The organism is Chitinophaga sp. SVR4-12A (assembly GCF_056754765.1).
The window spans coordinates 3,950,289-3,975,591 of record NZ_JBPGWP010000001.1; the positions used below are offsets into that span (position 1 = coordinate 3,950,289).

General features: G+C 48.8%; 27 protein-coding genes. 9 read left to right on the forward strand and 18 right to left on the reverse strand.

What is annotated here, in order from left to right; all coding sequences use genetic code 11:
• Nucleotides 1–27: 27 nt before the first annotated feature.
• Nucleotides 28–1,062 (forward strand): 2-oxoacid:ferredoxin oxidoreductase subunit beta, encoded by a 1,035-nt coding sequence (locus tag ACR9Y8_RS16100; RefSeq protein ID WP_481214270.1) that lies wholly within the window; start codon nt 28–30, stop codon nt 1,060–1,062.
• A 123-nt stretch (nt 1,063–1,185) separates the two neighbouring features.
• Here the strand turns inward: ACR9Y8_RS16100 and ACR9Y8_RS16105 are convergent, their stop codons facing one another.
• A complete protein-coding gene (locus tag ACR9Y8_RS16105) occupies nt 1,186–1,827 on the reverse strand; it encodes a LysE family translocator (RefSeq protein ID WP_481214271.1) in 642 nt (213 codons plus the stop codon).
• Between the two features lie 128 nt (nt 1,828–1,955).
• Entirely contained in the window at nt 1,956–3,494 is a 1,539-nt protein-coding gene (locus ACR9Y8_RS16110) for a GH3 family acyl-acid amido synthetase (protein ID WP_481214272.1), read from the reverse strand.
• Between the two features lie 160 nt (nt 3,495–3,654).
• Between ACR9Y8_RS16110 and ACR9Y8_RS16115 the strand changes: the two genes are divergently transcribed.
• Together ACR9Y8_RS16115 and thiL are read left to right on the forward strand one after the other, a co-directional pair.
• On the forward strand, nt 3,655–4,425 hold the full coding sequence (locus ACR9Y8_RS16115; RefSeq protein WP_481214273.1) for an inositol monophosphatase family protein: 771 nt from the start codon (nt 3,655–3,657) through the stop codon (nt 4,423–4,425).
• Nucleotides 4,426–4,438: 13 nt separating this feature from the next.
• Nucleotides 4,439–5,473 (forward strand): thiamine-phosphate kinase, encoded by a 1,035-nt coding sequence (thiL, locus tag ACR9Y8_RS16120; RefSeq protein ID WP_481214274.1) that lies wholly within the window; start codon nt 4,439–4,441, stop codon nt 5,471–5,473.
• 44 nt (nt 5,474–5,517) lie between these two features.
• Here the strand turns inward: thiL and ACR9Y8_RS16125 are convergent, their stop codons facing one another.
• The 15 genes from ACR9Y8_RS16125 to ACR9Y8_RS16195 form a co-directional block, all read right to left on the reverse strand.
• Nucleotides 5,518–7,200 (reverse strand): ArnT family glycosyltransferase, encoded by a 1,683-nt coding sequence (locus tag ACR9Y8_RS16125; RefSeq protein WP_481214275.1) that lies wholly within the window; start codon nt 7,198–7,200, stop codon nt 5,518–5,520.
• Between the two features lie 63 nt (nt 7,201–7,263).
• Entirely contained in the window at nt 7,264–8,376 is a 1,113-nt protein-coding gene (nagA, locus tag ACR9Y8_RS16130) for an N-acetylglucosamine-6-phosphate deacetylase (RefSeq protein WP_481214276.1), read from the reverse strand.
• Nucleotides 8,377–8,386: 10 nt separating this feature from the next.
• Nucleotides 8,387–8,770 carry an SMU1112c/YaeR family gloxylase I-like metalloprotein gene (gloA2, locus tag ACR9Y8_RS16135; protein ID WP_481214277.1) on the reverse strand — a complete coding sequence of 128 codons (384 nt, stop codon included), beginning with the start codon at nt 8,768–8,770 and terminating at the stop codon, nt 8,387–8,389.
• The gene (locus tag ACR9Y8_RS16140) at nt 8,767–9,561 is read right to left on the reverse strand and encodes an amidohydrolase (RefSeq protein WP_481214278.1); all 795 of its coding nucleotides are present in this window, start codon (nt 9,559–9,561) and stop codon (nt 8,767–8,769) included. Before ACR9Y8_RS16140 ends, gloA2 begins: the two co-directional genes overlap by 4 nt.
• Before the next feature lie 67 nt (nt 9,562–9,628).
• Nucleotides 9,629–10,087, reverse strand: a complete 459-nt coding sequence (locus tag ACR9Y8_RS16145; protein WP_481214279.1) for a regulatory protein RecX — start codon at nt 10,085–10,087, stop codon at nt 9,629–9,631.
• Between the two features lie 77 nt (nt 10,088–10,164).
• Nucleotides 10,165–12,513 carry an ATP-dependent helicase gene (locus tag ACR9Y8_RS16150; protein ID WP_481214280.1) on the reverse strand — a complete coding sequence of 783 codons (2,349 nt, stop codon included), beginning with the start codon at nt 12,511–12,513 and terminating at the stop codon, nt 10,165–10,167.
• A 50-nt stretch (nt 12,514–12,563) separates the two neighbouring features.
• A complete protein-coding gene (locus tag ACR9Y8_RS16155) occupies nt 12,564–13,064 on the reverse strand; it encodes an RNA polymerase sigma factor (RefSeq protein ID WP_481214281.1) in 501 nt (166 codons plus the stop codon).
• A 462-nt stretch (nt 13,065–13,526) separates the two neighbouring features.
• A complete protein-coding gene (locus ACR9Y8_RS16160; RefSeq protein ID WP_481214282.1) occupies nt 13,527–15,110 on the reverse strand; it encodes a M28 family peptidase in 1,584 nt (527 codons plus the stop codon).
• Nucleotides 15,111–15,248: 138 nt separating this feature from the next.
• Nucleotides 15,249–15,707 carry a ribose 5-phosphate isomerase B gene (gene rpiB, locus ACR9Y8_RS16165; RefSeq protein WP_481214283.1) on the reverse strand — a complete coding sequence of 153 codons (459 nt, stop codon included), beginning with the start codon at nt 15,705–15,707 and terminating at the stop codon, nt 15,249–15,251.
• Nucleotides 15,708–15,741: 34 nt separating this feature from the next.
• On the reverse strand, nt 15,742–16,605 hold the full coding sequence (tatC, locus tag ACR9Y8_RS16170; RefSeq protein WP_481214284.1) for a twin-arginine translocase subunit TatC: 864 nt from the start codon (nt 16,603–16,605) through the stop codon (nt 15,742–15,744).
• Nucleotides 16,606–17,213: 608 nt separating this feature from the next.
• Nucleotides 17,214–18,482, reverse strand: coding sequence for a hemolysin family protein (locus ACR9Y8_RS16175; RefSeq protein WP_481214285.1), 1,269 nt, complete (start codon nt 18,480–18,482; stop codon nt 17,214–17,216).
• 108 nt (nt 18,483–18,590) lie between these two features.
• The gene (gene gmk / locus ACR9Y8_RS16180; RefSeq protein WP_481214286.1) at nt 18,591–19,157 is read right to left on the reverse strand and encodes a guanylate kinase; all 567 of its coding nucleotides are present in this window, start codon (nt 19,155–19,157) and stop codon (nt 18,591–18,593) included.
• A gap of 70 nt (nt 19,158–19,227) precedes the next feature.
• Nucleotides 19,228–19,350 (reverse strand): hypothetical protein, encoded by a 123-nt coding sequence (locus tag ACR9Y8_RS16185; protein WP_481216230.1) that lies wholly within the window; start codon nt 19,348–19,350, stop codon nt 19,228–19,230.
• Nucleotides 19,292–20,539: a UDP-N-acetylglucosamine 1-carboxyvinyltransferase gene (locus tag ACR9Y8_RS16190; protein ID WP_481214287.1), complete on the reverse strand. Its 1,248-nt coding sequence runs from the start codon at nt 20,537–20,539 to the stop codon at nt 19,292–19,294. The genes ACR9Y8_RS16185 and ACR9Y8_RS16190 overlap by 59 nt, the downstream gene beginning before the upstream one ends.
• The gene (locus tag ACR9Y8_RS16195; protein ID WP_481214288.1) at nt 20,536–21,249 is read right to left on the reverse strand and encodes a DUF4290 domain-containing protein; all 714 of its coding nucleotides are present in this window, start codon (nt 21,247–21,249) and stop codon (nt 20,536–20,538) included. The genes ACR9Y8_RS16190 and ACR9Y8_RS16195 overlap by 4 nt, the downstream gene beginning before the upstream one ends.
• Before the next feature lie 217 nt (nt 21,250–21,466).
• Between ACR9Y8_RS16195 and ACR9Y8_RS16200 the strand changes: the two genes are divergently transcribed.
• Entirely contained in the window at nt 21,467–22,153 is a 687-nt protein-coding gene (locus ACR9Y8_RS16200; protein ID WP_481214289.1) for an alpha/beta fold hydrolase, read from the forward strand.
• Nucleotides 22,154–22,284: 131 nt separating this feature from the next.
• Here the strand turns inward: ACR9Y8_RS16200 and ACR9Y8_RS16205 are convergent, their stop codons facing one another.
• A complete protein-coding gene (locus tag ACR9Y8_RS16205; RefSeq protein ID WP_029465139.1) occupies nt 22,285–22,752 on the reverse strand; it encodes an Lrp/AsnC ligand binding domain-containing protein in 468 nt (155 codons plus the stop codon).
• A gap of 520 nt (nt 22,753–23,272) precedes the next feature.
• On the opposite strand from ACR9Y8_RS16205, the gene trmB reads away from it, so the two are divergent.
• From trmB to ACR9Y8_RS16230, 5 genes are all read left to right on the forward strand, one after another.
• On the forward strand, nt 23,273–23,980 hold the full coding sequence (trmB, locus tag ACR9Y8_RS16210) for a tRNA (guanosine(46)-N7)-methyltransferase TrmB (protein ID WP_481214290.1): 708 nt from the start codon (nt 23,273–23,275) through the stop codon (nt 23,978–23,980).
• Nucleotides 23,952–24,164, forward strand: coding sequence for a C1orf53 family protein (locus ACR9Y8_RS16215; RefSeq protein ID WP_481214291.1), 213 nt, complete (start codon nt 23,952–23,954; stop codon nt 24,162–24,164). The genes trmB and ACR9Y8_RS16215 overlap by 29 nt, the downstream gene beginning before the upstream one ends.
• Nucleotides 24,082–24,525 (forward strand): MGMT family protein, encoded by a 444-nt coding sequence (locus ACR9Y8_RS16220; RefSeq protein ID WP_481214292.1) that lies wholly within the window; start codon nt 24,082–24,084, stop codon nt 24,523–24,525. Before ACR9Y8_RS16215 ends, ACR9Y8_RS16220 begins: the two co-directional genes overlap by 83 nt.
• A gap of 11 nt (nt 24,526–24,536) precedes the next feature.
• Entirely contained in the window at nt 24,537–24,980 is a 444-nt protein-coding gene (locus ACR9Y8_RS16225) for an IPExxxVDY family protein (protein WP_481214293.1), read from the forward strand.
• Nucleotides 24,981–25,066: 86 nt separating this feature from the next.
• Nucleotides 25,067–25,297 carry a 4a-hydroxytetrahydrobiopterin dehydratase gene (locus tag ACR9Y8_RS16230; RefSeq protein ID WP_029465135.1) on the forward strand — a complete coding sequence of 77 codons (231 nt, stop codon included), beginning with the start codon at nt 25,067–25,069 and terminating at the stop codon, nt 25,295–25,297.
• Nucleotides 25,298–25,303: the final 6 nt, after the last annotated feature.

Sequence of the window (25,303 nt, forward strand, 5' to 3'; positions counted from 1 at the left end):
ACTTTGTATACTATTTAATATCAAAAGATGTCAACAACAACTATCGCCCCGCAGGCGTTAACGGCCAAGGATTTTGCAACGGACCAGGAAGTACGCTGGTGCCCTGGCTGCGGGGACTATTCTATATTAAAACAGGTACAGACCATTATGCCCGGGCTGGGTATTCCCCGGGAAAATATTGTGATCGTTTCCGGTATCGGGTGCTCTTCCCGTTTTCCGTACTATATGAACACTTACGGTATGCACTCGATCCACGGGCGCGCTACCGCCATTGCTTCCGGCCTGAAGGCTACCCGCCCCGAGCTGAGCATATGGGTGGTGACCGGCGACGGGGATGGACTGTCTATCGGCGGTAACCATACCATTCACCTGCTGCGCCGTAATTTTGACCTGAACATCATGCTGTTCAATAACCAGATCTACGGCTTAACCAAAGGTCAATACTCTCCTACTTCCGAAGAGAACAAAGTGACCAAATCCACTCCCTTTGGCAGTATAGACCATCCTTTTAACCCGCTGGCACTGGCAATGGGCGCTGACGCTACCTTTATTGCCCGCAGCATGGACCGTGATCCCAAGCACCTGCAGGAGCTGCTGAAACGCAGCCATGCACACAAAGGCGCTTCCTTCCTGGAGATCTACCAGAACTGTAACATATTCAACGACGGCGCTTTTGAAGTATTCACCGAAAAAGGCAGCAAACCGGAAGAAACCCTCTTCCTGGAACAAGGCCAGCCGCTGATCTTTGGCGCGCAAAAGAACAAAGGCATCCGTCTGGATGGCTTCAAGCCCGTGGTAGTGGAGCTGGGCACTGAATACAGCGCCAGCGACCTGTGGGTACATGATGAAGCTGATTTCTATAAAGCGCAGGTGTTAACGCGCATGTTCGATGATCCGCGCATTGAAGGGCATTTACCACGTCCTTTCGGTGTGTTTTACCAAACCAGCCGTCCTACTTATGAAGAAGTGATGGCGCAGCAGATAGCAGATGCCATTGCGAAGAGAGGCCCGGGCAACCTGGATAAGCTGCTGGCGGGGAACGAAACATGGACGATCAGATAAACAGTAAAAAAAGAAAATAAAAAAAGAGCGAGTAGTATTCACCACTCGCTCTTTTTTTATTTTATCCCGCGGTAAAATTAATTTGAAAAGATGATGGTAGGTTACCTTTCTGTAAACCGATTCTCAATGGCTGGCAAGTCCTGCTACATCAAAGAGTACTTTATACAACAGTACGAGGCCAAACAATACCATACAAACGCCGGCTATACGATTCAGCCAAACTACATTGGTAAGGGTGAGCTTATGACGGATCTTATCGCTAACAAACACTTTCAGTATATCCATGGATAATACCAGGCAGAGGCATACGCCGTACATGGTGAAGCGGTGGCTTACCGTGGTGGCGCTGTTGGCCACACATACGCCCAGCCAGAAAATAAGCACTCCGGGATTTAATGTATTCATCAGGAAACCGGCCAGCCATATTTTGAGATAATCATGCGTGCGGAACATTTCAGGCTTTTCTTCACCGGTGCTGATCTTTATTTTTTTGAGGAAGAGGCCATACAGCCCCATGCACACCAGCATGATACCACCTACCACACCAATAGTGCGCTTATAATCTTCCAGGCCTTCAATAAAGGAGGTAGCAAGGTTGCCGATCAGTACAAACATAATATCGCTGAAAGACACGCCCAGCACAAAGCTGATACCCGCCTTAAAACCATTGTTGATACTATATTTAATAATGGCAAATATTACCGGCCCTACCGATACAGATAGAAATATCCCCAGTCCTAATCCTGCTACGATTCCTGCAATCATGGTTAAAAATTCCAAATACCAAATACCAGATTCCAAACGCCAAAGGAAGAAGATGTCAGAAAGAAAAGCAATATGCATTTAATTCAGACACTTGTTTCGCTTGGGATTTGGAATCTGGTATTTGGAATTTATTTACCTACAGTTTTTGTTTCTAGGAAGCTTTCCCAGTCTTTCAGCTTATCACCTTTCATCACCCTGGGGAACTTGTTCATTGCACCTTCTTTGCCTTTGCAACGCAGGTAGTCAATGAATATATCGTTTGGCAGTACTTCCACAAAGATCTCTTTTAATGCGGAAGTTCTTTCTACTGCATAGTCGTCATTTACTTCTGAGAGCGTTTGATCGATGATCTCGCGCACCTTGTTGCTGTCTACCGCCGTGTCATCTGTACCGATGTACCAGCGATGAGCAAACAGGTTCTGATAAGGAAACCCGGCGATGGTAAATTCCTTTACCGTAATACCCAGCTTTTTCTGGACGGTATCGATCGCCTTGTTCATGTTATCGATGCTCATATGTTCGCCGCAGAGGCTTAGGAACTGCTTGGTACGGCCAACAATGATGATCTCATGTTCCTTCACGGAGGTGAACTTTACCACATCGCCAATGAGATAACGCCAGGCGCCTGCGCAGGTGCTCAGCATAACGGCATATTCTACATCCTCCACTACTTCGTGGATCATGTACGATTTAGGGTTAGGCTTTACCTCTCCGTCTGCATCAAAGTTCTCTTCGTTGAAAGGAATGAATTCAAAAAAGATACCGGCATTCAGCACCAGCTTAATGCCCTTGGTGCCCGGACGTGCCTGGAAGCCAAAAGACCCTTCTGAAGCCATGTATGTTTCAATAAAAGTGATGGGCTTGCCCAGCAGCTTTTGGAAACTTTCCCTGTAGGGCTCAAAAGATACGCCCCCATGTATATAAATAGCCAGGTTAGGCCATATTTCATGAATGTTCTTTACGCCGTGATATTTGATGATCTCTTCCAGCACGATCTGGACCCAGGCAGGTACGCCGCATACAGTGCCTACATCCCATTGGCGCGCCTTACGCACGATGAGCTTGATGCGCTGCTCCCAGTTGGGCTTTTTGGAGATACGGCCGCCGGGCTTATAGAAGCGGCGGAACCAGCGCGGAATATTCTTGGCCTGTATACCGCTCATGTCGCCTTCGTAATAGTCGCCTTTTTCGTACAGGGAAGTGGTGCCACCCAGCATCAGGATCCCTTTTTCAAAAGACTTAGGCGGAATATTGAAGTTAACCATTGAATACAGCTGCTTCACCCCTACCTTCTTCACCGTACGCAGCATATCGCGGGTCACGGGGATGTGCTTGCTGGCTGATTCGGAGGTGCCGGAACTGAGGGCAAAGTATTTGATCTTTTCAGGCCAGCTTACATTCTCTACGCCTTCAAGACACTTATACCACCAGTCGTGGTGCATTTTGTTGTAGTTGTGCACAGGGATACGGGCCCGGTATTGGGTCATGAAGTTCGGGCTGTCCAGGATCTCCTGGAATTTATAATGCCGGCCGAATTGCGTGTGTTTAGCCTTCTCTAGCAGCCGGTGCAGTACCTGAAGCTGGTATTGGCGCGGTGTCCCTAACTTAACCGTGAACTTTTTACGGATACGGAGTGACCTGGATATAAGATTACCGATGATGGCCATTAATTTTCCTTCGCATTATTTGAAATGCAAAAATACAGGAAATTAGTCGTTAGTTGTCAGTCGTTAGTCGTTAGTGATTGAGAGAGAATGAAATAATTGCGTCCCAGCTACTTACGACTAATGACTATCGACTAACGACTAAATCTACTACCTTTGCGACATGTTAAAAGCCACATTACTCAAAGCTACGGAAGCCGGTGGAAAAATCTTACAGCAATATTTTAACGGCAGCTTCCAGATAGACAGCAAAAGCACTGTAAATGATTTGGTTACGGAGGCTGACAAACAGGCTGAAACTGCTATCCTGAGCGCTATCCGGGAAACCTTCCCCGACCATTACATCCTCAGCGAGGAAGCCGGGGAGATCAGCACCCCTTCTAACACAAAATGGATCATAGACCCGCTGGACGGAACGGTAAATTTTGCCCACGGCATCCCTTTATGCTGTGTATCCATTGGCGTGGAACAGGACGGTGAAGTGATCATGGGCGCTGTGTATAACCCCTTTATGAACGAATTCTTCTTTGCAGAAAAAGGACAAGGCGCCACCCTGAACGGGCAGCCTATCCGTGTATCTGCCAAACCGGAGTTGGCTAAAGCCTGCCTGGTAACCGGCTTCCCTTATACCTGGGAGGACGAAACGAACGATCCCATCACTGTCTTTGGCCGTTTTGTACGCGAAGGACTACCCCTGCGCCGCCTGGGCTCTGCCGCCATTGATCTTTGCTGGGTAGCTGCAGGACGTTTTGACGGCTTTTATGAACATAAACTGAACGCCTGGGATTCTGCCGCAGGTTTCATCATCGTAGAAGAGGCAGGCGGAAAAGTGACCGACTTCAGCGGCAAGCGCTTCTCCCCCCATCAGAAAAAGATCATCGCCACCAACGGAATCATTCACGACGAACTGCTGGCGGCTGTAAACGGTAAATAAACTTTTAGAGAAAATGAGTGAAGAAAGGACAGAGGTCGGCTCCCTGGGAGAATTCGGCCTGATAGACTATCTGACCAGGAATATAGAGATCCAGCAGGCCAGCACCGTACTTGGCGTAGGCGACGATGCGGCTGTAATAGACCATTTTGGCAAACAAACCGTGATCAGCACGGATATGCTGGTAGAAGGCATTCATTTTGACCTGGCCTATACGCCACTCAAACACCTGGGGTATAAATCAGTGGTGGTGAACCTGTCTGATATCTACGCCATGAACGCCACCCCCACCCACATCACCGTCAGCATTGCTTTCAGCAACCGCTTCTCTGTAGAGGCCCTGAGCGAATTTTACGACGGCGTTTATGCCGCCTGTGAAAGATACGGGGTAGACCTGATAGGCGGAGATACCTCCTCCTCCCAGAAAGGATTTGTGATCAGCGTGACCGCCATCGGGGAAGTAGCGCCAGACCAGTTCGTGAAGCGCTCTACCGCAGAAAAAGGAGACCTGATCTGTGTATCCGGCGACCTGGGCGCAGCCTTCCTGGGGCTTACCCTCCTGGAACGGGAAAAACAGCTGTACCGGGAACACCCTCAACTACAACCCGACCTCGAAGACCAGACCTATATTATCGGCCGGCTGCTGAAACCGGAAGCACGCAAGGATATTATCGAATTCCTGGAAGCAGCGGAGATCAAGCCTACGGCCATGATGGACGTGAGCGACGGCCTCAGCTCAGAAGCGCTGCACATCTGCAAGCAGAGCAACCTGGGTTGTGTGATCTACGAAGACAAACTGCCTGTCCACGACCAGAGCCGCCAACAGGCCCTGAAATTCAGCCTGGACCCTACCGCCTGCGCATTAAGCGGCGGAGAGGATTATGAGCTGCTGTTCACCATTAAACAGTCGGACCATGAAAAGCTGTTACTGAATGAGCAGATCAGCGTGATCGGCTATATGACGGATATCAGCGAAGGAGCTCATATTATTACCAAAGGCGGTAATAAATTCAAGCTGGTAGCCCAGGGATGGAATGCGTTTGAACAGTAGCAGTTAGCTATTGGCTGTTAGCCCTTAGCTACCTGCCTTTATCTTTATTCTACTACATTAATTTTGATGCTTTCACTGTTATGTGTGGGAGGCAGTACCCCTGCGAATACACAGAACTTGAGCTGATATTCGCCAGGTTGTTCGGGCATGGTCACTTCCATCCGGATAATACGGCGCTGCAGGGATCTTACAAGGTTGATATCTGTTCTTACGGCGGGGAGCCCTTCTCTTTTACGCATAAACGCATAGCCCAATACTGCTTCGTGGGCAGTATCCTCTGGCACCGGCTGATTATAGCCGCTGCGCAGCTTGAGCACAAAGGCCATATGCTCTCCCGGCCTTACCTGCAGCTTTTTCATGGCAGGCACCATCCAGATCAGTGAGTAAGAATAATATTGCGGTTGTATATAGTATTCCCAGGCGCCTTTCACGGTGTGTATACTATCGGTAACAGGCATATCTGCTCCCGGTTCAAACGCGATCATGACCGGTTTGCCCCATAACTGCTCTTCGGTGTTCCAGTAATTGTATTGGTTGCGGCGGGCATAACGGCTGTTAATGCTGTAGGCCAGTCCACCGTCGGAATAGAACATGTACTTCGAGGCGATCTGGTAACTGTTCAGGAACACTACCGGTTTGCTGCCAGCTTTCTCCTGCAAAGCTTTTGCCCATTCGCGGTTATGATGGATCTCAGGCCGGATCTTCACACCGGGCAGAAAATCCCAGATCATGTACACCCTGGTGATAAATACCACTACCAGGGTGGCTATGGTAAGATAACGCAGCAATTTCCATGAGCCTTTGCGGCGGATAATAGCCTGGTGCGCCAGTATAACCGCAGGCGTGAATACCATCACTGTCCAGTTGGCCTCTACCCTTCCCTTAAAGGTACTGAACAGGAAAAAGGCCAGCACCCCTATCAGGCACACCTTCAGCGTACGCTCAAAACTGCTCTGGATGGGGCAGATAAAAGCATAATACACGATCAGCCAACCGGCAATGGGACCAAAGATCAGGAGCTGACCGAGTATATAATCCAGCGAATAGGAAATATCGTAACCGGGGGCATTCCGTTCTACCAGGTGGTACTGGATGGAAGGATAGCCGTGGCTGTACTGCCAGTACAGGTGTGGCAGGTATAACAGCACGGTAATGATACACGCGATATAGAACTTGAATACACGCAGGAGATTAGGGGTGGATACCAGCGTAAAGAACACCAGCAATACGCCGTGGTACTTGCTGTAGAACATCAGGGCCATACTAAGGCCCAGCAACAGGGTATTTCTCCAGTTCTGCTGCTCCAGGAAACGGCGGTAGACCCAGAAATATAAGGTGGCAAAAAAGATCAGCGGTACATCCGGCACGGCCAGCATTCCGCCTATCTGCATGGCGCCCATCGCGCCCATCACCAGGTAGAACAGCCGGTTATGTTTCCGGGGGATGAGCTCCCAGGTAAGCCAGAGCGTCAGCACATTGATCACCACCACGAGTAAGCGTACACCCAGCTCATTGTGAAAGAGCGCGTAGCCTCCGCGGATCAGCAGGGCTATCATAGGAGGGTGATCGAAATATCCCCAGTCCAGATGGCGGGAATATACCCAGTAATAGGCCTCATCATCCATTAGCTCTGTAAACCCCGCCTGCAATAATCCCAGCACCAGCCAGCCCAGTAAAAAAGAGTACTTGTAGTGATCTTTGGTAAAAAAACGCGTTAGTGCCGACATACGGATGTTTGCCAGATTAAGAAATTGTTAACCGCGAAGGTAATTAAAACGATCTGATGGTTTTCAGATTTCCCCGTTGCCGAAGGTGTGATGCACCGCTAAGTGTTCGTCAAATGCCACCATGCTATCCCGGTAGCCGGCTGCAATGCGGCCCAGCTCATCACCCTTGCCCGCCAGGGTGGCCGGGTAGGCGCTGCCCATACGCAGGGCTTCGTCTAGCGGGATACCTACCTGCTGCACACAGTTCTTTACCGCCTGCATCATGGTAAGACAGGAACCTGCCAGGGTTCCCTGTGCATTTACGTAGCGGTCGTTCTCACGCACGTAGATATAATCGCCCACGAGGCTTTCAGCTACAGCGTCTGTAATAAGGTACAGGCGCTCTCCCATGATCTTCTTACTGATACGGATAGATGCAAAATCTACATGGATACCATCTGCCACCACGCTGGCGCACACACGGTTGTGGTCATAAATAGCGCCTACCATGCCGGGCGCCCTGCTCTGAAGGGCAGACATGGCATTGAACAGGTGCGTAGCGGCAGGTATGCCGTTTTCAAAAGCAGTATAGGCCTGCTGGTAAGTGGCGTTACTATGCCCCGCGGATATGAGTATGCCCGCCTCCTGCAGCTGTTTTACCAGTTTGGGGTCGCAACACTCAGGGGCCAGCGTCATCATCTTGATAATACCGCTGCCATGTTCCAGCAGGCGGTCAATATCCTGTTGGGAAGGTGTTGTAATATATTGCTGCAGGTGAGCGCCGCGTTTTTCAGGATTCATAAAAGGCCCTTCCAGGTGCAGGCCCAGTACTCCGGCGCCGCCTTGTTCCCAGTATGCTTTTACCGCTTGTATGGCTTTCAGCATTACTTCCCAGGAGCTGGTAGGCACAGTAGGCATGAAATGGGCTGCCCCGCCGCCACGGCAGTACTCATAAGTGGCTTTCAGTGAAGCCGTATCCAGGTCGTATGGAAAAAGTTTATCGTTGCCCCCGTAGATCTGCAGGTCTATCAGGGAAGGGGCCAGGGTAAGGCCGCTTAGTTCCACCCGCTGCGTATCTTCAGGGATCTCTGATGCTGGCAATATGCCGATGATACGTCCTTTGTCTGTTAATACCGCATGGTCTTCCAAAAAGCGGTCTCCGGTGAAAATACGTGCATTAACATAAGTAACTGACATAGCGGTATGATTAGGTTTCGTATAACTCCAGGGGCAACCCGTCAGGGTCTGTAAAGAAGGTAAAGCGTTTACCGGTGTAAGGATCAACACGTATGGGCTCTGTTAGTACGCCCTGCTGCTGCAGTGCCGACACTGTCTGTTCTATATCCTGCACGGTAAAGGCCAGGTGCCTCAGTCCCTGGGCCTCGGGGCGGCTTGGCCTGGGAGGAGGATCAGGAAAAGAGAACAGTTCGATGATATAATGGCCGTTCAGGGCAAGATCCAGCTTCCAGGACCTGCGCTCTTCACGGTATACTTCCCTTACTACCTGCAGGCCTAATACTTTGGTGTAGAAGGCCTTGCTGCGTTCATAATCGGCACAGATAATGGCAATATGGTGTACGGCGGAGATCAAAGCACCTGGAATTTATCTGCATCCTTCAGGAAGGGCAGCTTGGTTCGCACCTCTTCCAGGCGGCTGCGCTGGAGGGTATAGGTGAAGATATCCTCGTCATGATTTTTCTGGTAAATGATCTCTCCCATGGGATCGATAATGCTGCTGTCGCCGCTGTGGTAGATGTCGAGACCGTCGTTGCCTACCCTGTTCAATCCCACCACGTAGCATTGGTTCTCTATAGCGCGGGCCTGCAGCAGGGTTTTCCAGGCAGTATTGCGCCTTTCGGGCCAGTTGGCCACATTGATCATCACATCGTACATGGGAGCGCCGGTATCCTGGGAGATGGCGTTACGCGCCCATACAGGGAAACGAAGATCGTAGCAAATGAGGAGGTTTATTTTCCAGCCCTTTACCTGGGCTATCAGGCGTTTATCACCGGGCTGGTAATGCTCATGCTCACCAGCAAAGGCAAATACGTGACGCTTATCGTAAGTGCCGTATACGCCGTTGGGCTGCATCCAGATCAAACGGTTCAGATAGTGATCACCTTCTTTGATGATAAGGCTGCCGGTGATGATCACATTCTTTTCTGCCGCCTTCTTCTTCATCCATTGCACTGCGCTGCCGTCCATGGTCTCCGCCAGCTTTTCAGGCTGCATGCTGAAACCGGTGCTGAACATTTCAGGCAATACTACCACTTCCGTACGCTCAGGGATGGCATTCACTTTTTCATCGAACATCCGCAGGTTGGCTGCGACATCTTCCCAGTGGAGCTTTGTCTGGATGAGTGTTACTTTCAGATCTGACATAGTCAATAATTCGTAATCAACAAATTTACGTTCTGCGGGGTTAAAAACTATTCAAAATATTGACGTTTTAGCTGGCATCATTTGCAATTCCTTCAAGAACAGCCAGTACCAGCTCCGTTTCAAAGCCTTTCTGGACCAGGTACTGTATGGTTTTCTGCTTCCGCTTCAGGGGATGTTCGCCTTCCAGGGAGGCATATTTCTTTTCGGCCAGCTTCATGAGGGTTTCCCGGTAGTCTGCCTCATCTATCTCCTGCAGGCCTTTTTTTATACAGTAGGGCGATACCTGCCTTTGCTGCAGCTCCACCGTTATTTTGCGGCGGCCCCATTGTTTAACGCGGAACTTGCCGCCGGCGAAGGCTTTGGCAAAGCGTTCCTCGTTCAGGTAATTATCTGCAATAAGGTCTGCAATGGCTGCATCTACAGCATCACCACGCAGGCCCAGCTCGCGGCATTTAGCTGCTACCTCGCTGTGGCAGCGTTCCTGGTAAGCGCAGTAGTGACGGAGTTTTTGGAGGATGGAGTCCATAAGCAGCATTTAGCCATTAGCTGTTAGCTTTTAGCCATATAGGCTATTGCTAACGGCTAATGGCCAACAGCTAGTAGCTATTTTTTCACTATCATTAAACGTGCATAATTCAGCATAATCTTCTTCTCTCCTCCGCCCTGGGGGAATACTACCGTTGCAATACGGTTATTAGGCGCGCCTTCGAGGCTGAGGATAGTGCCGAAGCCAAACTTCTGGTGCTCTACTTCCATACCGGCTTCCATAGTGGCCGGATCATCCGGTGTAAAGCCCGGAGTGGGCACATGTGTGCCAGCAGCCGAAGCAGCCGGCTTGGGGGCAGAGCGGGGCTGCGGGGCAGCCGAAGACGAGCCGGGAGAGGATGGCGATTTCTTCTGCATGCGGTCAAACATGTTGTTGCCGCCGTTATTCCATAAGCCGCCGCCACCACCGCCAAAGGTGTTGCGCATGGCGCCGCCACCGGCATAGCTGCGGTCTATAAATTGTTCCGGCATTTCTTCCAGGAAACGGCTGGGCTCATTCTGTACCAGGCTGCCAAAGCGGTAACGGCTGTTGGCGTAGGTAAGCCACAAACGGGATTTAGCGCGGGTAATGGCCACGTAGAACAGGCGGCGTTCTTCCTCCAGTTCTTCGCGGGTATTGATAGAGAGGGTGCTGGGAAAGAGGTTCTCTTCCAGCCCCACGGAAAACACCACCGGGAATTCCAGGCCTTTAGCGGCGTGAATGGTCATGAGCTTTACCACATCGCTGTTCTCGTCATTTCCCTGGTCGGCATCTGTGAGCAGGGTGATCTGCTGCAGGTAAGAGCCCAGGCTTTTATCCAGCAGTTCTCCGTCTTCTGTAGGCGTTTCGGTAAACTCCTTGATAGAGTTCAGCAGTTCCTGGATGTTCTCATAACGGGCCAGTCCTTCCGTGGTTTTATCGTTGAAAAGCTCTTTTACAAGATTGGTGCTTTTACCCACCTGTACGGCCACGTCGTAGGCATTCTGCTTATCAATGGTTGCCTGGAAGCTGCGGATCATGGTCACGAAAGCTTCTATCGCCTCCAGGGTGCCGCCTTTGAAACCGAATTCACGGGCGCGCTCCAGCACTTCCCAGAACGTGATATTCTGTTCGTTGCTGTACACAATGGCTTTTTCTATAGTTGTTTTACCGATGCCCCTTACCGGGTAGTTGATGATCCGTTTCAGGCTTTCTTCATCACGGGTATTGATGGTGATGCGCAGGTAAGCCAGGAAGTCTTTGATCTCTTTACGCTGGTAGAAGGAAACACCTCCGTAAAGGCGGTAGGGAATCGCCTTGCGCCGCAGGTTTTCTTCAAAAGAGCGGCTTTGGGCATTAGTACGGTACAGGATCACAAAGTCGCGGTTCTCCAGGTGATTGCGGAGTTTCTGCTCTGCAATGGTATCTGCCACGTACTTGCCTTCCTCGTTATCGGTCATGGTACGCACCAGCTTTATTTTCTCGCCCTCCATGTTGTTCGTCCACAGGGCTTTTTCTATCTGGCCTTTGTTATGCGCTATTACTTCGTTGGCAACGTTGAGGATGGATTTGGTACTGCGGTAGTTCTGTTCCAGCTTTACCACTTTTGCATCTTCGTAGTCTTTTTCAAACTGGAGGATGTTCTGGATGGTAGCGCCGCGGAAGGAATAGATACTCTGTGCATCATCGCCCACCACGCAGATGTTCTCATGAACGGCCCCCAGTAGTTTGATGATCTCGTACTGGGCAGGGTTGGTATCCTGGTACTCATCGATCATGATGTATTTGAACTTGTGCTGGTATTTATGCAGCACTTCGGGGAACTGTTTCAGGAGCACATACATTTTGAAGAGCAGGTCGTCAAAATCCATGGCGCCGTTCTTGAAACAGCGTTTGGCGTACATGTCGTATATCTTGCCGATCATGGGGCGGTTACCGCGCATGTCTTCCTGCTGTACATAGTAGTCATGCTGGTATTCCTCCGGGCCCATCAAACTGTTCTTGGCAGCGGAGATACGGTTATATACAAAATTGGGTTTGTAATGTTTATCGTCCAGGTTCTGCTCATTGATGATGGTCTTGAGCACGCTTTTGGCGTCATCTGTGTCGTAGATGGTAAAATCGTTGGGGTAGCCGAGGCGGTGTGCTTCAGCGCGAAGCAGCCTGGCAAATACGGAGTGAAAGGTACCAATGTAGAGATTACGGGCTTCGCTGCCGCCCAGTATCTTCTCCACGCGTTCTTTCATTTCTCTTGCCGCCTTATTGGTAAAGGTGAGTGACAGTATGTTAAAGGAGTCTACCCCGTTCCGCATAAGGTGAGCTATGCGGGTGGTAAGCACTTTTGTTTTCCCGGAACCTGCACCGGCCACTATCATCAGGGGTCCGTTAATATGGAGTACGGCTTCCCGCTGGCGTTCATTCAGTTCGTCTAAATAGTTTGGCTTCATTCACATTTATTGAAAATGTAAAAATACCAAATTTAGACAGACGGACGGGCTTAATAACGGGCAATACGTGATTTTAGCATTTTACGTGCGAAGTGGATCCGGCTCTTCACCGTGCCCAGCGGCTCATTGAGGATGACCGCGATCTCATAATATTTATACCCTTCGTAATATAAAAGGAAAGGTTGTTTGAAAATGGGAGGCAGGTTATAGATGGCCATGTGCACATCTTTTACACGAAGGCCATTTTCTGCGTAATTGCCAATAGCAGGCTGCTGGTGGTGCAGCATGTAATCGCCCATGGCGTTGTCGAGGATGCGGAACTGCCGGTTACCGCGCCGGTAGTTGTTGATAAAAATATTGCGCATGATGGTGTACAGCCAGGCCCTTATATTAGTGCCCGCGAGGTATTTATCCCGGTTGGCCAGCGCGCGGTAAAGTGTTTCCTGGTAGAGGTCTTTAGCAGATTCCGAATCCTTGGTAAGTGTGATTGCGTATGGCCTGAGGAAATCGGCATTTCCCATTAACAAATTGTTGAATTCGGTGGATGACATATTGATACGCTTTTAGGATTAGACAATAGGGTTACGTCCGGGGCCCTGATAGCTATCACGCTAATAAATGAACAGCCAGGGGGTACGTACAGCGGAAGGTGTTCTCATGACGGTAAGGTTTTATGGTTACCAATAAAACGGGGCACAAAAAGCCTGCATTCTACAAAATTAAGATCGCTGATGCCCATCATTAGACTCCATTAATGATTGTATTTCAGCTATTTGCTCTTATTATACGTGGATATTCCAACCTTGCTTGCCTATCGGAAATCACTGCTTACAACAGAAAAAAATGGAAAGTACGTCAGAATCTGCTTAGTGTTTGGTATTAATCATACCTAAGTTATTGAAAAAAAAGGGGAATACCTATTTTTTTTGCGGCTATACGAAAAGAATGTAGAAATATACGATATGCAGATGTGCGGATATGCAGATAAGCAGACATATCCGCACAGTAGCATATTATTTTTCGTGTCTGTCCACCTTCAGCTTTTCATCACGGTTAGCTATTTCCCAGGTGGTATAGAACACAAGCTGGGCGCGGCGCGCCAGCAAGGGGTAGTCAATTTTTTCAACGGTGTCGGTTATACGGTGGTAATCCTCATGGGTACCGTTAAAGTAGAAGATCACCGGGATATTGTTCCGGGCAAACATATAGTGATCGGAGCGATAATAGAAGCGGTTGGGATCTTCAGGATCATTGTATTTATAGTCCAGATGCAGCTTGGTAAAAGTGTCATTGGTTTTTTCGTTGATGGCCCGCAGGGAGGAGCTTAGCTTATCATCGCCAATGATGTATACGTAATTGGTATCCTTTTCGTGCATAGGATCTATACGGCCGATCATGTCAATGTTAAGGTCTACCACGGTTTTGTCCAGGGGATAGATGGGGTTTTCCGTATAGTATTTAGAGCCCAGCAGCCCTTTTTCCTCACCGGATACGGTCATGAATACGATACTGCGGCGCGGCGCATACCCGGCTTTTTTAGCCCTGGCAAAGGCAGACGCTATTTCCAGCACGGCTACGGTGCCGGAGCCGTCATCATCGGCCCCGTAATAGATCTGGCCATCCTGAACACCCAGGTGGTCGTAGTGGGCGGTAACAAATACCACTTCGTCTTTTTTGTCTGTACCTTCAAGGTAGCCCAGCACGTTGCTTGACTTCAGCTCGCGCACCCCTTTCCTGAACTGTATATCTATCTGCCGGTTGATCATGCCCGGCTTCAGTTTATCAGCGTTTTCCTGGTCAAGCAGGGATGCTGCAGATTTTACGCCCAGCAGCTCTGCCGCCATTTCCGGGGAAATAAAGTATACGTTAGGTTTGCTGTTCTCTTCCTGGCTGTTGTTACGTGTATATATGCTGGTTCTCCGCAAGCGGTTGCCACTTACCTGTTCTATGCGGGTGGCCCCTTCGTTTACCACCAGCACTGCGCTGGCTTTACGGTTGGTAGCCTCAGTGAGTTTCTTCCCAAGTCCGCCCCAGGTAGAGGGACGGCGGGCGCCTGTAAGCAGGTAGGCCGTATCATTTTTACGCGGTTCTCCCGGCAGGATCAGCACCACTTTACCTTCGGCATCCAGGTTCTTGTAGTTATCATACTCCGGTGTGCAGATACCGTAGCCTGCAAAGAGGATGCGCGATGCCTGGAGCTCCTGATCTTTACATTCCTTTACGCTGCTGTAGTAGTCCTTGCCGAAAACATAGGAACGGCCATTTATGCGGATGTTACCGCCTGCAAGCGTATCCTGGTAGAGATAAAAATACTGTTCCCATTTGCCTTTAGCGCCGGGCTGGAGGCCCATTTTGCTGAACTGGGAAATAATATAGGAAGCAGCCTTACGTTGACCCTCCGTGGCTGTTTCTCTGCCTTCCATACCGGGGCCTGCAACAACATGCAGCTGGTCTTTAACATCGTCTGCGGTAATGCTCTCCCCAAACCTGGCGGCTACGGCAGGCTGGCCTGCCGGGGTGACTGTACGTCCGTCGTACTGGGCCCAGGCTGGTACGTATAACAGCAGTGAGAAAGTGACGAGTGAAATTAGTCTCATAATAAGCGGTTGAATTGATAAGGATGAAAATAAAAGCCGGGAACTGCATAGAAATCTGCATCCCGGCTTTAAATGTATTATCACAGCCCAGGCAACCCATCATTGATTGCTGGTAATTGTAATGCTTTTAGCGCTGCCTCAGAGGCAGGCGATCTTCCTGACCCTTGTTTCATGACGTCCACCTTCAAAAGGCGTGGTCATAAACACTTCCACCATCTCTTTGGCAACCGCAGTATCCACAAACCTGGCGGGTATGCAGATAATGTTGGCCTCATTATGGCCCCGGGCCAGCCTGGCCAGCTCTTCGCCCCAGCATATGGCCGCTCTTACGCCCTGGTGTTTATTAGCGGTAATGGCTACGCCGTTTGCGCTGCCACATACCAGGATCCCAAAAGCCACTTCTTCTCTTTCTACGGCAGTGGCTACGGGGTGGGCATAATCCGGATAGTCTGCGGAGTCTTTTGAATGGGCTCCAAAGTCTTTTACCTGTATCCCTTTAGCTTCCAGGTAGGATATGATCTCTTCTTTGTAATCAAAGCCGGCGTGATCAGAACCAACCGCTACCGGTAATGACATGTTGAACAGTGTTGCGTGCATGATTGCTAGTGTCTAAAACAGTAATCGGAATTTATCAGGACCACTCGTCATCTACTACTACCGGGTTCCTGTCTTTCTCGTCCATTTCTTTAAGCGCTTTCCGGGATATAAAGATACTGATTTCGTAGAGCAAATACAGCGGCGTGAATACGATCAGCTGATCTATCACGTCAGGAGGCGTAATAACGGCAGCCAGCACCAGGATGACCACAATAGCATGGCGGCGGTAAGAACGCATGAATTCAGGCGTTATAAGCCCTATTTTGGTGAGGAAGAACACCAGTACGGGTAACTCGAACAATATGCCCATACCCAGGATGATCTGCGTCATCAGCGAGAAATAGTCGTCCAGGAAGAACTGGTTTACCGCCTTGTCGGTAATGGTGTACCCCGCCAGGAAGTTGATAGTAAAAGGCGCCATCAGGAAATAACTGAAAGCAACGCCCAGGAAGAACTGGAAGGATACCCAGAAGATAATACCCCTGGCTCCTCTTATCTCTCTCTCCTTTAAGGCGGGTTTAACAAAGCGCCAGAACTCGTAGAAAATATAAGGGAAGGCCACCACTACCCCGATGATGAAGGCCAGCTTGAACTGCAGCATCACCTGTCCGGCCATTTTGAAGTTCTGGAACTGCACCTTTACAGGCGTGATACAGAGCTTCTGTCCCAATCCCAGCCAGTGGCTTATTTTACACATGGCAATATATGAGGGGAAAGTTGGGTTGGTGGGGCCGAATATCACATTGTCGAGGATCTCCTTTGTGTATATAAAGCCAAATACGCTTACCACCGCTATTGCGACCACTGATCTGATGATATGCCAGCGCAGGTCCTCCAGGTGGTCAAAAAAAGACATTTCTGCCTTGTCGCTATTATTCGCAAAAATCTTCTTAAACATTTTCCAATTAGATCAGTGTAGAATGAGTATTCAAGATCACAAATATATAGAAAGGCGAAAAGGAAAACGGAAAAATTAGATAAAGCGGAATTAAGGCGTGGTAAAGGTTTCTGCAGCTGTTAAGAGGGAATTGGGGATGCGGATGGTATAGGTATAAAAAAAGAGCCAGCCCGAGAAGAATCAAGAGCCGGCCTTTCATCCATTGTTTGTTAACCCCAAAAAAGTTGAATTCGAGAATGTCTTCTGCTTCCAGATCTGCTACTTATTCGATTGATGGCAAGCTTTCAAAATAAGTTTTATTTCTGGTTGCGTCTAAATTTCTATCACAAAAATAGAAAGAATTATTTTATTACCAATGTTGTAACAATATTTTTTACAACCCTTTAACAAAAATCAAATAATAGTGTTACATCACCTACAGCAAATGTATAAAATCTGTGTTAAATTCCTACTACTTTTTTTTAAAACGATTTAGCTGTCGGTTTAAATCGATTTAGCAGGCTTTTCCCGCTTTCACAATGCAAATATATTAAAAAAAAGACAACAATGTCAAGCAATCCTCTTTTTACAGATAAAAAACTTTTCCCTGCGACCGGATTGCATCAGCCTCACGCCAGAATTCTCATCTTAACCATCTCAATGCGCGTATCTGTTACGTTCAGCACATCAAACTCATAGTCGTCTATAATAATCCTTTCTTTCAGCTTCGGGATGGTTTCGTGATGATTGATGATGTAACCCGAGAGCGTTTCGCTTTCGTCTTCCGGGAAGTCAAAACCATAGCGCTCATTCAGGTAATCCAGTTCCAGGCGGCCGGAGAAGATGTATTCCTTCTCAGCGATCTGCTTCTCCACGAATTCTTCCACATCGTGCTCGTCTTTGATCTCCCCGAAGATCTCTTCCAGTACATCTTCAATGGTAACGATACCGGCGGTGCCGCCAAACTCGTCTACCACCCAGGCAATGCTCTTACGCTCTTTATTGAACTTGCTCAGCAGGTCGATCGCGCTCATGGTTTCAGGCACCACCATGATAGGATGTATGATAGCAGGAATATCCTGTGGGTTCTTGAACATGTCCAGCTGGTGGATATAGCCCAGGATATTATCTATGGTGCTTTCGTAGATGATGATCTTTGACAATTTGGTTTCCATGAATTTACGCCTGGCCTCGCCAATGGGGCTGCCAATTTCCAGCGCCTCGATCTCCTTGCGCGGGATGAGGCAGCCGCGGATCTTTACATGGGCCAGCGACAGGGCATTCTCGAACAGTTCGGTATTCAGCTCCTGGTTTTCACCAAAGTGCTGTTGCGACTGGCGGATAAAATGTTCCACGTCTACCCTCGCAAAACTAGGCCTGTTCTCCATGATACGCACGTTGAACAGGTATTTGAGGATCCATTCAGATACAGACACCAGCAGGTTGCCGATCACATACAAAGGCTTGGAGATCACGGAAACCGGGAGGGCAAAGAAGCTCAGCAACGCTTCCGGCCGGGAACGGAAAACCGCCCGGGGAATAAAGAAGCCTAATAAAAGAACGATAAAAGTAGCTATCAGCACTTCAACCAGCAATAAGGCCGGCTGATAGGTGATGCTGTCGCCCGGGGGCATTACAGCCTCCCACATAGGCTGAAAAATACCCGCAAACATGATCCCGTAGATCACCAGCACAATAGTTAGGCCCAGCAGGCTGGTAGCCAGGAAACGGCCCGGGCTTTCATTAAAGCTGGCCAGGATCTTACCCGTGGCCCTGCCCTGCTTTTTCTTCAGTTCTATGCTGAGCTTATTAATGTTGGCAAAAGCTGTTTCCAAGCCTGCAAAGAAGCCTGCCAGCAATACCATAAAGATGAGTATCAGAGTAGTGTAACTGTCCATGTATTAACAAATATACCAAAAACCAAATTCCAAATCCCACATTCCAAGTTCCAAATGATCTTCACGTACACCTCCACGGTTTGGAATTTGGATTTGGAATTTACTATTTTACTGAATGAAGTTCAGTACCAGTTCTTTTACCGTAGCATAAGCTTTTTCCAGCTCATCATTCAATACTATACGGTCAAATTCATGTGCAAAGGAAAGTTCGTAGCGGGCTTTGGCAAGACGTTCTTCCAGGGAGTCAGCGGTTTCTGTGCCGCGCTCGCTGAGCCTTGCCCGGAGGGCTTCCAGGGATGGGGGTTGGATAAAGATGGTCAGTGCCGCCTCCTGGTATTTTTCTTTGATAGAAAGCGCGCCTTTTACATCAATGTCTACCATGGGCACCTGCTGATGGCTCCATATACGTTCCAGCTCGCTTTTCAGGGTGCCGTAATATTTGCCTGCATACACCATCTCGTATTCGGCAAAGGCATTCTCTTCTATTTTGTGATGAAAGTCTTCGGTGCTCAGGAAGTAGTAATCCTTTCCGTGCACTTCATTCTCGCGGGGCTTACGGGTACTGGCCGAAATGGAAAAGGCCAGCTGAGGCAGCTCCGATAACAATTTTCTTACAATAGTGGTTTTTCCTGCACCGGAAGGAGCAGTAATGATAATGATCTTTTGTGCTGACATCTGTTTAGCTATTAGCTGTTAGCATTTAGCCATTAGCTAAGAGCTAGCAGCTAAATGCCAATAGCTGTCTTTACACTCTCTTTATATCCGCGCCCAGCCTTCTCAGCCTTTCGTCGATATATTGATAGCCGCGGTCAATCTGTTCTATGTTCTGGATGGTGCTTTTGCCTTCGGCGCTCAGCGCAGCGATCAGCAATGCCACGCCCGCACGTATATCGGGGGATGACATGGTAATGCCTCTCAGCATGTGCTGACGTCCCAGCCCTATCACTACTGCCCTGTGCGGGTCGCACAGCACGATACTGGGCGCCCATATCAATCAGCTTATCCACAAAGAAGAGACGGCTCTCGAACATTTTCTGATGGATCATTACACTGCCTCTGGCCTGAGTGGCTACTACCAGCACAATGCTGAGCAGGTCCGGCGTAAAGCCTGGCCAGGGGTGATCATATACCGTGAGGATGGAACCATCCAGGAAGGTTTGTATCTCGTAGGAGTCCTGTGCAGGAATATAGATGTCATTACCTCTCAGCTCCAGCTGAATACCGAGCTGACGGAATTTTTCAGGGATAATGCCCAGGTGCTCCACACCGGCGTTGCGGATGGTGATCTCGCTCTGGGTCATGGCGGCAAGGCCGATGAAAGAGCCGATCTCGATCATATCCGGCAGCATGCTGTGGCTGCAGCCTTTGAGCGCATTCACTCCTTCGATCGTAATAAGGTTGGAGCCAACGCCCTCGATCTTTGCCCCCATACTGTTCAGCATTTTGCAGAGCTGCTGTATATAGGGCTCGCAGGCGGCGTTGTAAATAGTGGTGGTGCCTTTTGCCATTACAGCCGCCATAACGATGTTGGCGGTACCGGTAACAGAGGGCTCATCCAGCAGCATATAGGTTCCTTTCAGTCCGTCTGCTGCTTCCAGCCGGAAAAAATTATCGTCCGTATCGTATACAAACTTAACGCCCAGCTTTTCAAACCCGATAATGTGGGTATCCAAACGGCGGCGGCCTATCTTGTCGCCTCCCGGTTTGGGGATGTATGCTTTTCCATAGCGGGCCAGTAAAGGGCCTGCGATCATCACAGAGCCTCTGAGCCTGCCGGATTTCTTTTTGAATTCCGGGCTCTGGAGATAAGCCATGTCAATATTTGCGGCTGTAAATTCACAGGTATCACGGCTGATCCGGTTTACCTTTACGCCTATATCGGCTAATAGCTCTATCAGCAGATTCACATCTAATATGTCCGGTATGTTACTGATGGTAACAGTTTCCGGCGTCAACAACACCGCGCTGATAATCTGTAAAGCTTCATTTTTGGCACCTTGGGGCACAATTTCCCCTTTAAGGCGGTTACCGCCTCTTACTTCGAAAGCGCTGCTCACTTATTCCTGTTTTTATTGTATTTATTGCTGTGCTTATTGGTTTTACCGTTACGGTCGCTCTTGTACTTGTTCTGCTGGTAGGATGGTTTGCTGCGCTTCATGCCGCCACTACCGGGACTGCTTACATTCGTGCTGCTGCTGCGGTTAAACTCGCCGCCGCTACCGGCGCTGTAAGTAACCGGGGCTGCGCCGCCTGTATGGTATTCCAGCTGGCCGTCGGTGATGGTAGACAGTTCAGATCTGACAGCGTCGTCATGTACGCTTTCTTTATGCCAGTTGCTGTAGGCCAGCTTCATATAGTTACCGATGGTCTGGGTAAAGCCTTCCTTCTTCTCAGGATTCTCCTCGTGCAGCGCTTTGTCTATCACCATTTCCAGGTTCTTTCCAAAGTGACGCAGCTTGGGATATTTTTTAGGATAAGTGAGACGTTCGGGTTTGTATTTTAAAGTTTCGCGGGTGGGTATAGGATAGGGAGATTCTACATTCAGTTTAAAATCAGAGATCAGGAAAAGGTGATCCCACAGTTTATGCCTGAAATCCTCAACATTCCGCAGGTGGGGGTTCAGGGTGCCCATCAGCTCTATCAGCGCCATGGCGTTGGCCTGCCGCTGATCCCTGTCTTCTATGGTCAGCAAATATTCAATCATCTTTTGAATATTCCTGCCATACTCTTTCATTATTAAATGATTACGTGTGGTATTATATTCCATTATCTTAATTTATGAGATAATTTACCGGATTAATTTAATTAATAAGTCAACTTTACGTGAAGAAACAAAGTAAGGAATAACAATGTACTTTGTACTGTGAAGTAACCGTATGTGCAAACTTAGCAAAAAAACCTCAAATGAAAAACCTAAAACTTGCCCCTGAACCCTTTGCCTCCGGCCGGTTTTTATTTCTACTTTTTTACTTTTAATTTAGCTTATGGACCCCATTTTACTCCTGCATGGCGCGCTTGGCACCAAGGCGCAGTTACAGCCATTCACCTACCTGCTGCGGCAGTATGCCGTACATACCCTTAATTTCAGCGGTCATGGCGATGCAGGCCCTGCAGCGGCAGACCTCAGCATTCCTTTGCTGGCGAAGCAAACTGCTGCCTACCTGCAAGCTCACGCCCTGCCGCCCCTCCCCATATTTGGATATAGCATGGGCGGTTATGTGGCCATGTACCTGGCGCGACATTATCCTGGCCGTGTGAGCCGGGTGATCACCTTAGGCACCAAATACCATTGGGATGCAGCTACAGCTGCCAGGGAGCTTAAAATGCTGGACGCGGGCATCATTGAACAGAAGGTACCCGCCTTTGCAGCAGCCCTGCAGGAGCGGCATGCGCCGCAAGACTGGAAACAGGTATTATCTGCCACCGCCACCCTGATGCAGGGCCTGGGACAGGCGCCCGCCCTCAGCCCGGAAGATTATGCGGCCATCCGCATCCCCTGCCTGGTAATGCTGGGCGACCGTGACCAGATGGTATCATTACAGGAAACCCTGGATGTTTATAAGGCGCTGCCGCAGGCCCAGCTGGCCGTGCTGCCTAATACGCCGCATCCCATTGAAAAAACGGACCTCAGCCTGGTGTCTGTGCTGGTTCAACGTTTCCTCAATGGCTAATCCAGAATGCACTTATGATGCTTTTTCGCTTACGTAGATGTGAAAGTATATAATGTTTACGCTTCCTTTAACTGCTATAGGTTGATTGCTATAGGCTATCAGATAATTTCACAACGCGGATCCGGGGAGCGCTACTCCACCACATTAATAGTACGGTAAAAACTCTCTTCAAGGGATATGAGCGTCTCTGTTCTTTCTATTCCCTTGATCTTCTGCAGCTCATCATGTAATATCCGGCGAAGCTGGGTAATGTCCTTACAAATGATCTCTGCGAACATGCTGTAGCTACCGGTAGTATAATTAAGGCGCACCATCTCAGGTATCTTGCGCAACTCTTTAGCTACGGTATCATACATGGAGCTTTTTTCAAGGTAAATACCTATGAACGCGATGACATCATAGCCGATCATTTTTAAATCTACATGTAATTTTGTACCTTTAACGATACCCAGTTCTTGTAATTTCTTCATTCTAACGTGGATGGTACCGCCGGAAACAAATAGTTTCTTTCCCAGATCGGCGTACGATATCTCCGCATTGTTCATCATCTCGCTGATGATCTGAAGATCAAGTTTGTCAATATTCAAATTGTGGCTCATTTTTACAATTTGTTTTTGATTGTTTTAAACACACTTGCAAATATTTAAAAAATATCGAAATTTCAAAAATTTTTCTTAAAAAATTTGCAAAAAATACCCTTCCTCTTTAGATTTGCATCATTGAAAGTTTGAAATCAGGAACACAGCCCGGGTAAAACAACCCCTGGCGCTTTCAGATAAAGAAGCTTTCAATTATAATGTGGGGTGATGGAATTGGCAGACATGCCCTCTTGTCTCGAGGGTGGGGAGTCCGGGATAAACATAGCATAATGGGTTGACCACTAATCTTATTTGTGCTAAGGCTAACCGCCCCGTGGAGGTTCGAATCCTTCTCCTACAGCTTGGCAAAGGCCGTTTCAGGTAAAACTGGAACGGCCTTTTTGATATTATTTTCGCATTTTCCTCCTTGTCTTCTCCTTGTGTTCACCTTGTCTTCTCCTTGTAATATCCTGGCCCCGGCCATTTAGGTTAAAATAATATCGTTCTGACCGTATGGGTGAAATCTATACTTTTGCATCCCATGGGACAGAAGAAACTGCAACGTTTTGCCGAAATAGAGACTTTTCCTAATGTACTGATCTACCCGGAAGGCATGCCGGGTCAGTGGAAGACCTTCTTTAAGAATGATCATCCGCTTACCCTGGAGCTGGCCTGCGGTAAAGGCGACTATACCCTGGCCCTGGCCCGCCGCTTCCCCGAAAGGAATTTCCTGGGGGTAGACCTGAAAGGCAACCGCATCTGGAGAGGCGCCAAAACCGCGCTCGAAGAACCGCTGCCCAATGCCGCCTTCCTGCGTAGCCAGATCGACAAACTGGACCAGTACTTTGCGCCCGGGGAAATATCCGAGATCTGGATCACCTTCCCCGACCCCTTCCTGCGCAAGTCAAAATCCAAAAAACGGCTCACCCATCCCAAATTCCTGCAGCTGTACCAGCCTTTATTGGCGCCCGGGGCTACCATCAACCTGAAAACAGACTCACCTGAGCTGTATGCTTTTACAAAGGAGGTGACCGCCGCCTGTAACTGTAAAGTGCTGGAAGATATTGCCGACGTATATGCATTACCGGAAGTGCCCGAACTGCTGAAAATCCGCACCTATTACGAAGGGATGCACCTGGCAGACGGCCGTACCATCCGGTTCATTAAATTTGCACTACCGGAAGCCCCCATAGACTGGCGCCGGGTAAAGCTGCCTTCCGATGCAGACACCGCTGAAGGAACATATTGATTTCTACTACAACGAGCAAGGCTATATGGTATTCACTGAAAAATACCACCTGGAAAGAGGCCATTGCTGTGGTAACGGATGCAAACATTGCCCATTTGATTATGAAAACGTACCGGAGCAAAGAAGGGCTGTCCTCCTCGCCGCCCGCAGGCAACAGGAAAACAAGCCCAAAGGATCCAGCTGATACGCCATCCTTCTTTGAAAGGATCTATGAGCTGGTACGGCTGATACCCAAAGGCCGCGTAACCACTTACGGCGCCCTGGCAGAAGCATCGGGCCTTAAGATCACCGCCCGTATGGCAGGCTGGGCCATGTATGCGGCAGACCGCGCCAAACCACCCATTCCGGCGCACCGTGTAGTGAACAGCAGCGGCGTGTTGAGCGGAAAAGACCACTTCACAACGCCCACCCTCATGCAGGAATTACTTGAACAGGAGGGAATTGTTGTAAAGAAGGATAAAATCCAAGACTTTAAAACCGTATTTTGGGACCCAAAGGAAGGGGAAAAGCCGAAGCGTAGAAAAGCCGCCCCCCGCCGCCCCTGAATGTATAGCGTATGTCAGCACTGAAATTAAAACTGGACCAGGATCAGCTCATAGAGGATTTCTTTGACAGCACTCACCTGCTGGGCATTGTTTCCACTGCGCGCGATTACCAGCTTTGCTGGCAGGTTAACAGGCAGCTGCGTTACCAGTTCAGGGTGAACAATTCCCTGGAGATCAACCTCTCCAAACACCAGCGTTCCTTCTACTTTACCGTCTTTGAATTCCAGGAACCTACCAAATCAGTTGCCCATTACTTTTTTAACAACCACTGCAAGGCAGAATTTTTACTGCCTGAGCTGAAACATATAGACTACCTCTGGCTGATCAAAGGAGACTTCTATCAACTGCAGGACGTCAAAAAATTAATAGAGGAATTGCGCCATGTGGAGCTAGTACAATTAGTATCTTTATTGGATCTTAGAGAGATAAAGAATAAGGCCAACCTTATTTTTTAAACCAGGACAGTAACAGTACATCATTTTTTAAGGTCCCCCTTAACCAGCTCCAGGCAATATTATTGTAGGATAGATAAACCTATTTTATGTGGCAGGAAAAAAATAATCAGCTGTACCGTTCTTTCGAGTTCGGCGATTTTAAAGATGCTTTTGCCTTTATGACAAAGGTGGCACTGGTAGCGGAGAAAATGAATCATCATCCGTACTGGATCAACGTGTATAATAAGGTAGAAATTTACCTGAGCACACACGATGCAGGCAATGTGGTGACGGAGAGGGATCACCGTCTGGCGAAAGCCATTGACGGTTTGTTATAAAATTTA

Excerpts from the sequence above, each read along its gene's own strand:
- ACR9Y8_RS16100 (WP_481214270.1), top strand. The coding sequence starts at position 28 with ATGTCAACAACAACTATCGCCCCGCAGGCGTTAACGGCCAAGGATTTT.
- ACR9Y8_RS16105 (WP_481214271.1), bottom strand. The coding sequence starts at position 1,827 with ATGATTGCAGGAATCGTAGCAGGATTAGGACTGGGGATATTTCTATCT.
- ACR9Y8_RS16110 (WP_481214272.1), bottom strand. The coding sequence starts at position 3,494 with ATGGCCATCATCGGTAATCTTATATCCAGGTCACTCCGTATCCGTAAA.
- ACR9Y8_RS16115 (WP_481214273.1), top strand. The coding sequence starts at position 3,655 with ATGTTAAAAGCCACATTACTCAAAGCTACGGAAGCCGGTGGAAAAATC.
- thiL (WP_481214274.1), top strand. The coding sequence starts at position 4,439 with ATGAGTGAAGAAAGGACAGAGGTCGGCTCCCTGGGAGAATTCGGCCTG.
- ACR9Y8_RS16125 (WP_481214275.1), bottom strand. The coding sequence starts at position 7,200 with ATGTCGGCACTAACGCGTTTTTTTACCAAAGATCACTACAAGTACTCT.
- nagA (WP_481214276.1), bottom strand. The coding sequence starts at position 8,376 with ATGTCAGTTACTTATGTTAATGCACGTATTTTCACCGGAGACCGCTTT.
- ACR9Y8_RS16140 (WP_481214278.1), bottom strand. The coding sequence starts at position 9,561 with ATGTCAGATCTGAAAGTAACACTCATCCAGACAAAGCTCCACTGGGAA.
- ACR9Y8_RS16145 (WP_481214279.1), bottom strand. The coding sequence starts at position 10,087 with ATGGACTCCATCCTCCAAAAACTCCGTCACTACTGCGCTTACCAGGAA.
- ACR9Y8_RS16150 (WP_481214280.1), bottom strand. The coding sequence starts at position 12,513 with ATGAAGCCAAACTATTTAGACGAACTGAATGAACGCCAGCGGGAAGCC.
- ACR9Y8_RS16155 (WP_481214281.1), bottom strand. The coding sequence starts at position 13,064 with ATGTCATCCACCGAATTCAACAATTTGTTAATGGGAAATGCCGATTTC.
- ACR9Y8_RS16160 (WP_481214282.1), bottom strand. The coding sequence starts at position 15,110 with ATGAGACTAATTTCACTCGTCACTTTCTCACTGCTGTTATACGTACCA.
- rpiB (WP_481214283.1), bottom strand. The coding sequence starts at position 15,707 with ATGCACGCAACACTGTTCAACATGTCATTACCGGTAGCGGTTGGTTCT.
- tatC (WP_481214284.1), bottom strand. The coding sequence starts at position 16,605 with ATGTTTAAGAAGATTTTTGCGAATAATAGCGACAAGGCAGAAATGTCT.
- ACR9Y8_RS16175 (WP_481214285.1), bottom strand. The coding sequence starts at position 18,482 with ATGGACAGTTACACTACTCTGATACTCATCTTTATGGTATTGCTGGCA.
- gmk (WP_481214286.1), bottom strand. The coding sequence starts at position 19,157 with ATGTCAGCACAAAAGATCATTATCATTACTGCTCCTTCCGGTGCAGGA.
- ACR9Y8_RS16195 (WP_481214288.1), bottom strand. The coding sequence starts at position 21,249 with ATGGAATATAATACCACACGTAATCATTTAATAATGAAAGAGTATGGC.
- ACR9Y8_RS16200 (WP_481214289.1), top strand. The coding sequence starts at position 21,467 with ATGGACCCCATTTTACTCCTGCATGGCGCGCTTGGCACCAAGGCGCAG.
- ACR9Y8_RS16205 (WP_029465139.1), bottom strand. The coding sequence starts at position 22,752 with ATGAGCCACAATTTGAATATTGACAAACTTGATCTTCAGATCATCAGC.
- trmB (WP_481214290.1), top strand. The coding sequence starts at position 23,273 with ATGGGACAGAAGAAACTGCAACGTTTTGCCGAAATAGAGACTTTTCCT.
- ACR9Y8_RS16215 (WP_481214291.1), top strand. The coding sequence starts at position 23,952 with ATGCAGACACCGCTGAAGGAACATATTGATTTCTACTACAACGAGCAA.
- ACR9Y8_RS16220 (WP_481214292.1), top strand. The coding sequence starts at position 24,082 with ATGAAAACGTACCGGAGCAAAGAAGGGCTGTCCTCCTCGCCGCCCGCA.
- ACR9Y8_RS16225 (WP_481214293.1), top strand. The coding sequence starts at position 24,537 with ATGTCAGCACTGAAATTAAAACTGGACCAGGATCAGCTCATAGAGGAT.
- ACR9Y8_RS16230 (WP_029465135.1), top strand. The coding sequence starts at position 25,067 with ATGTGGCAGGAAAAAAATAATCAGCTGTACCGTTCTTTCGAGTTCGGC.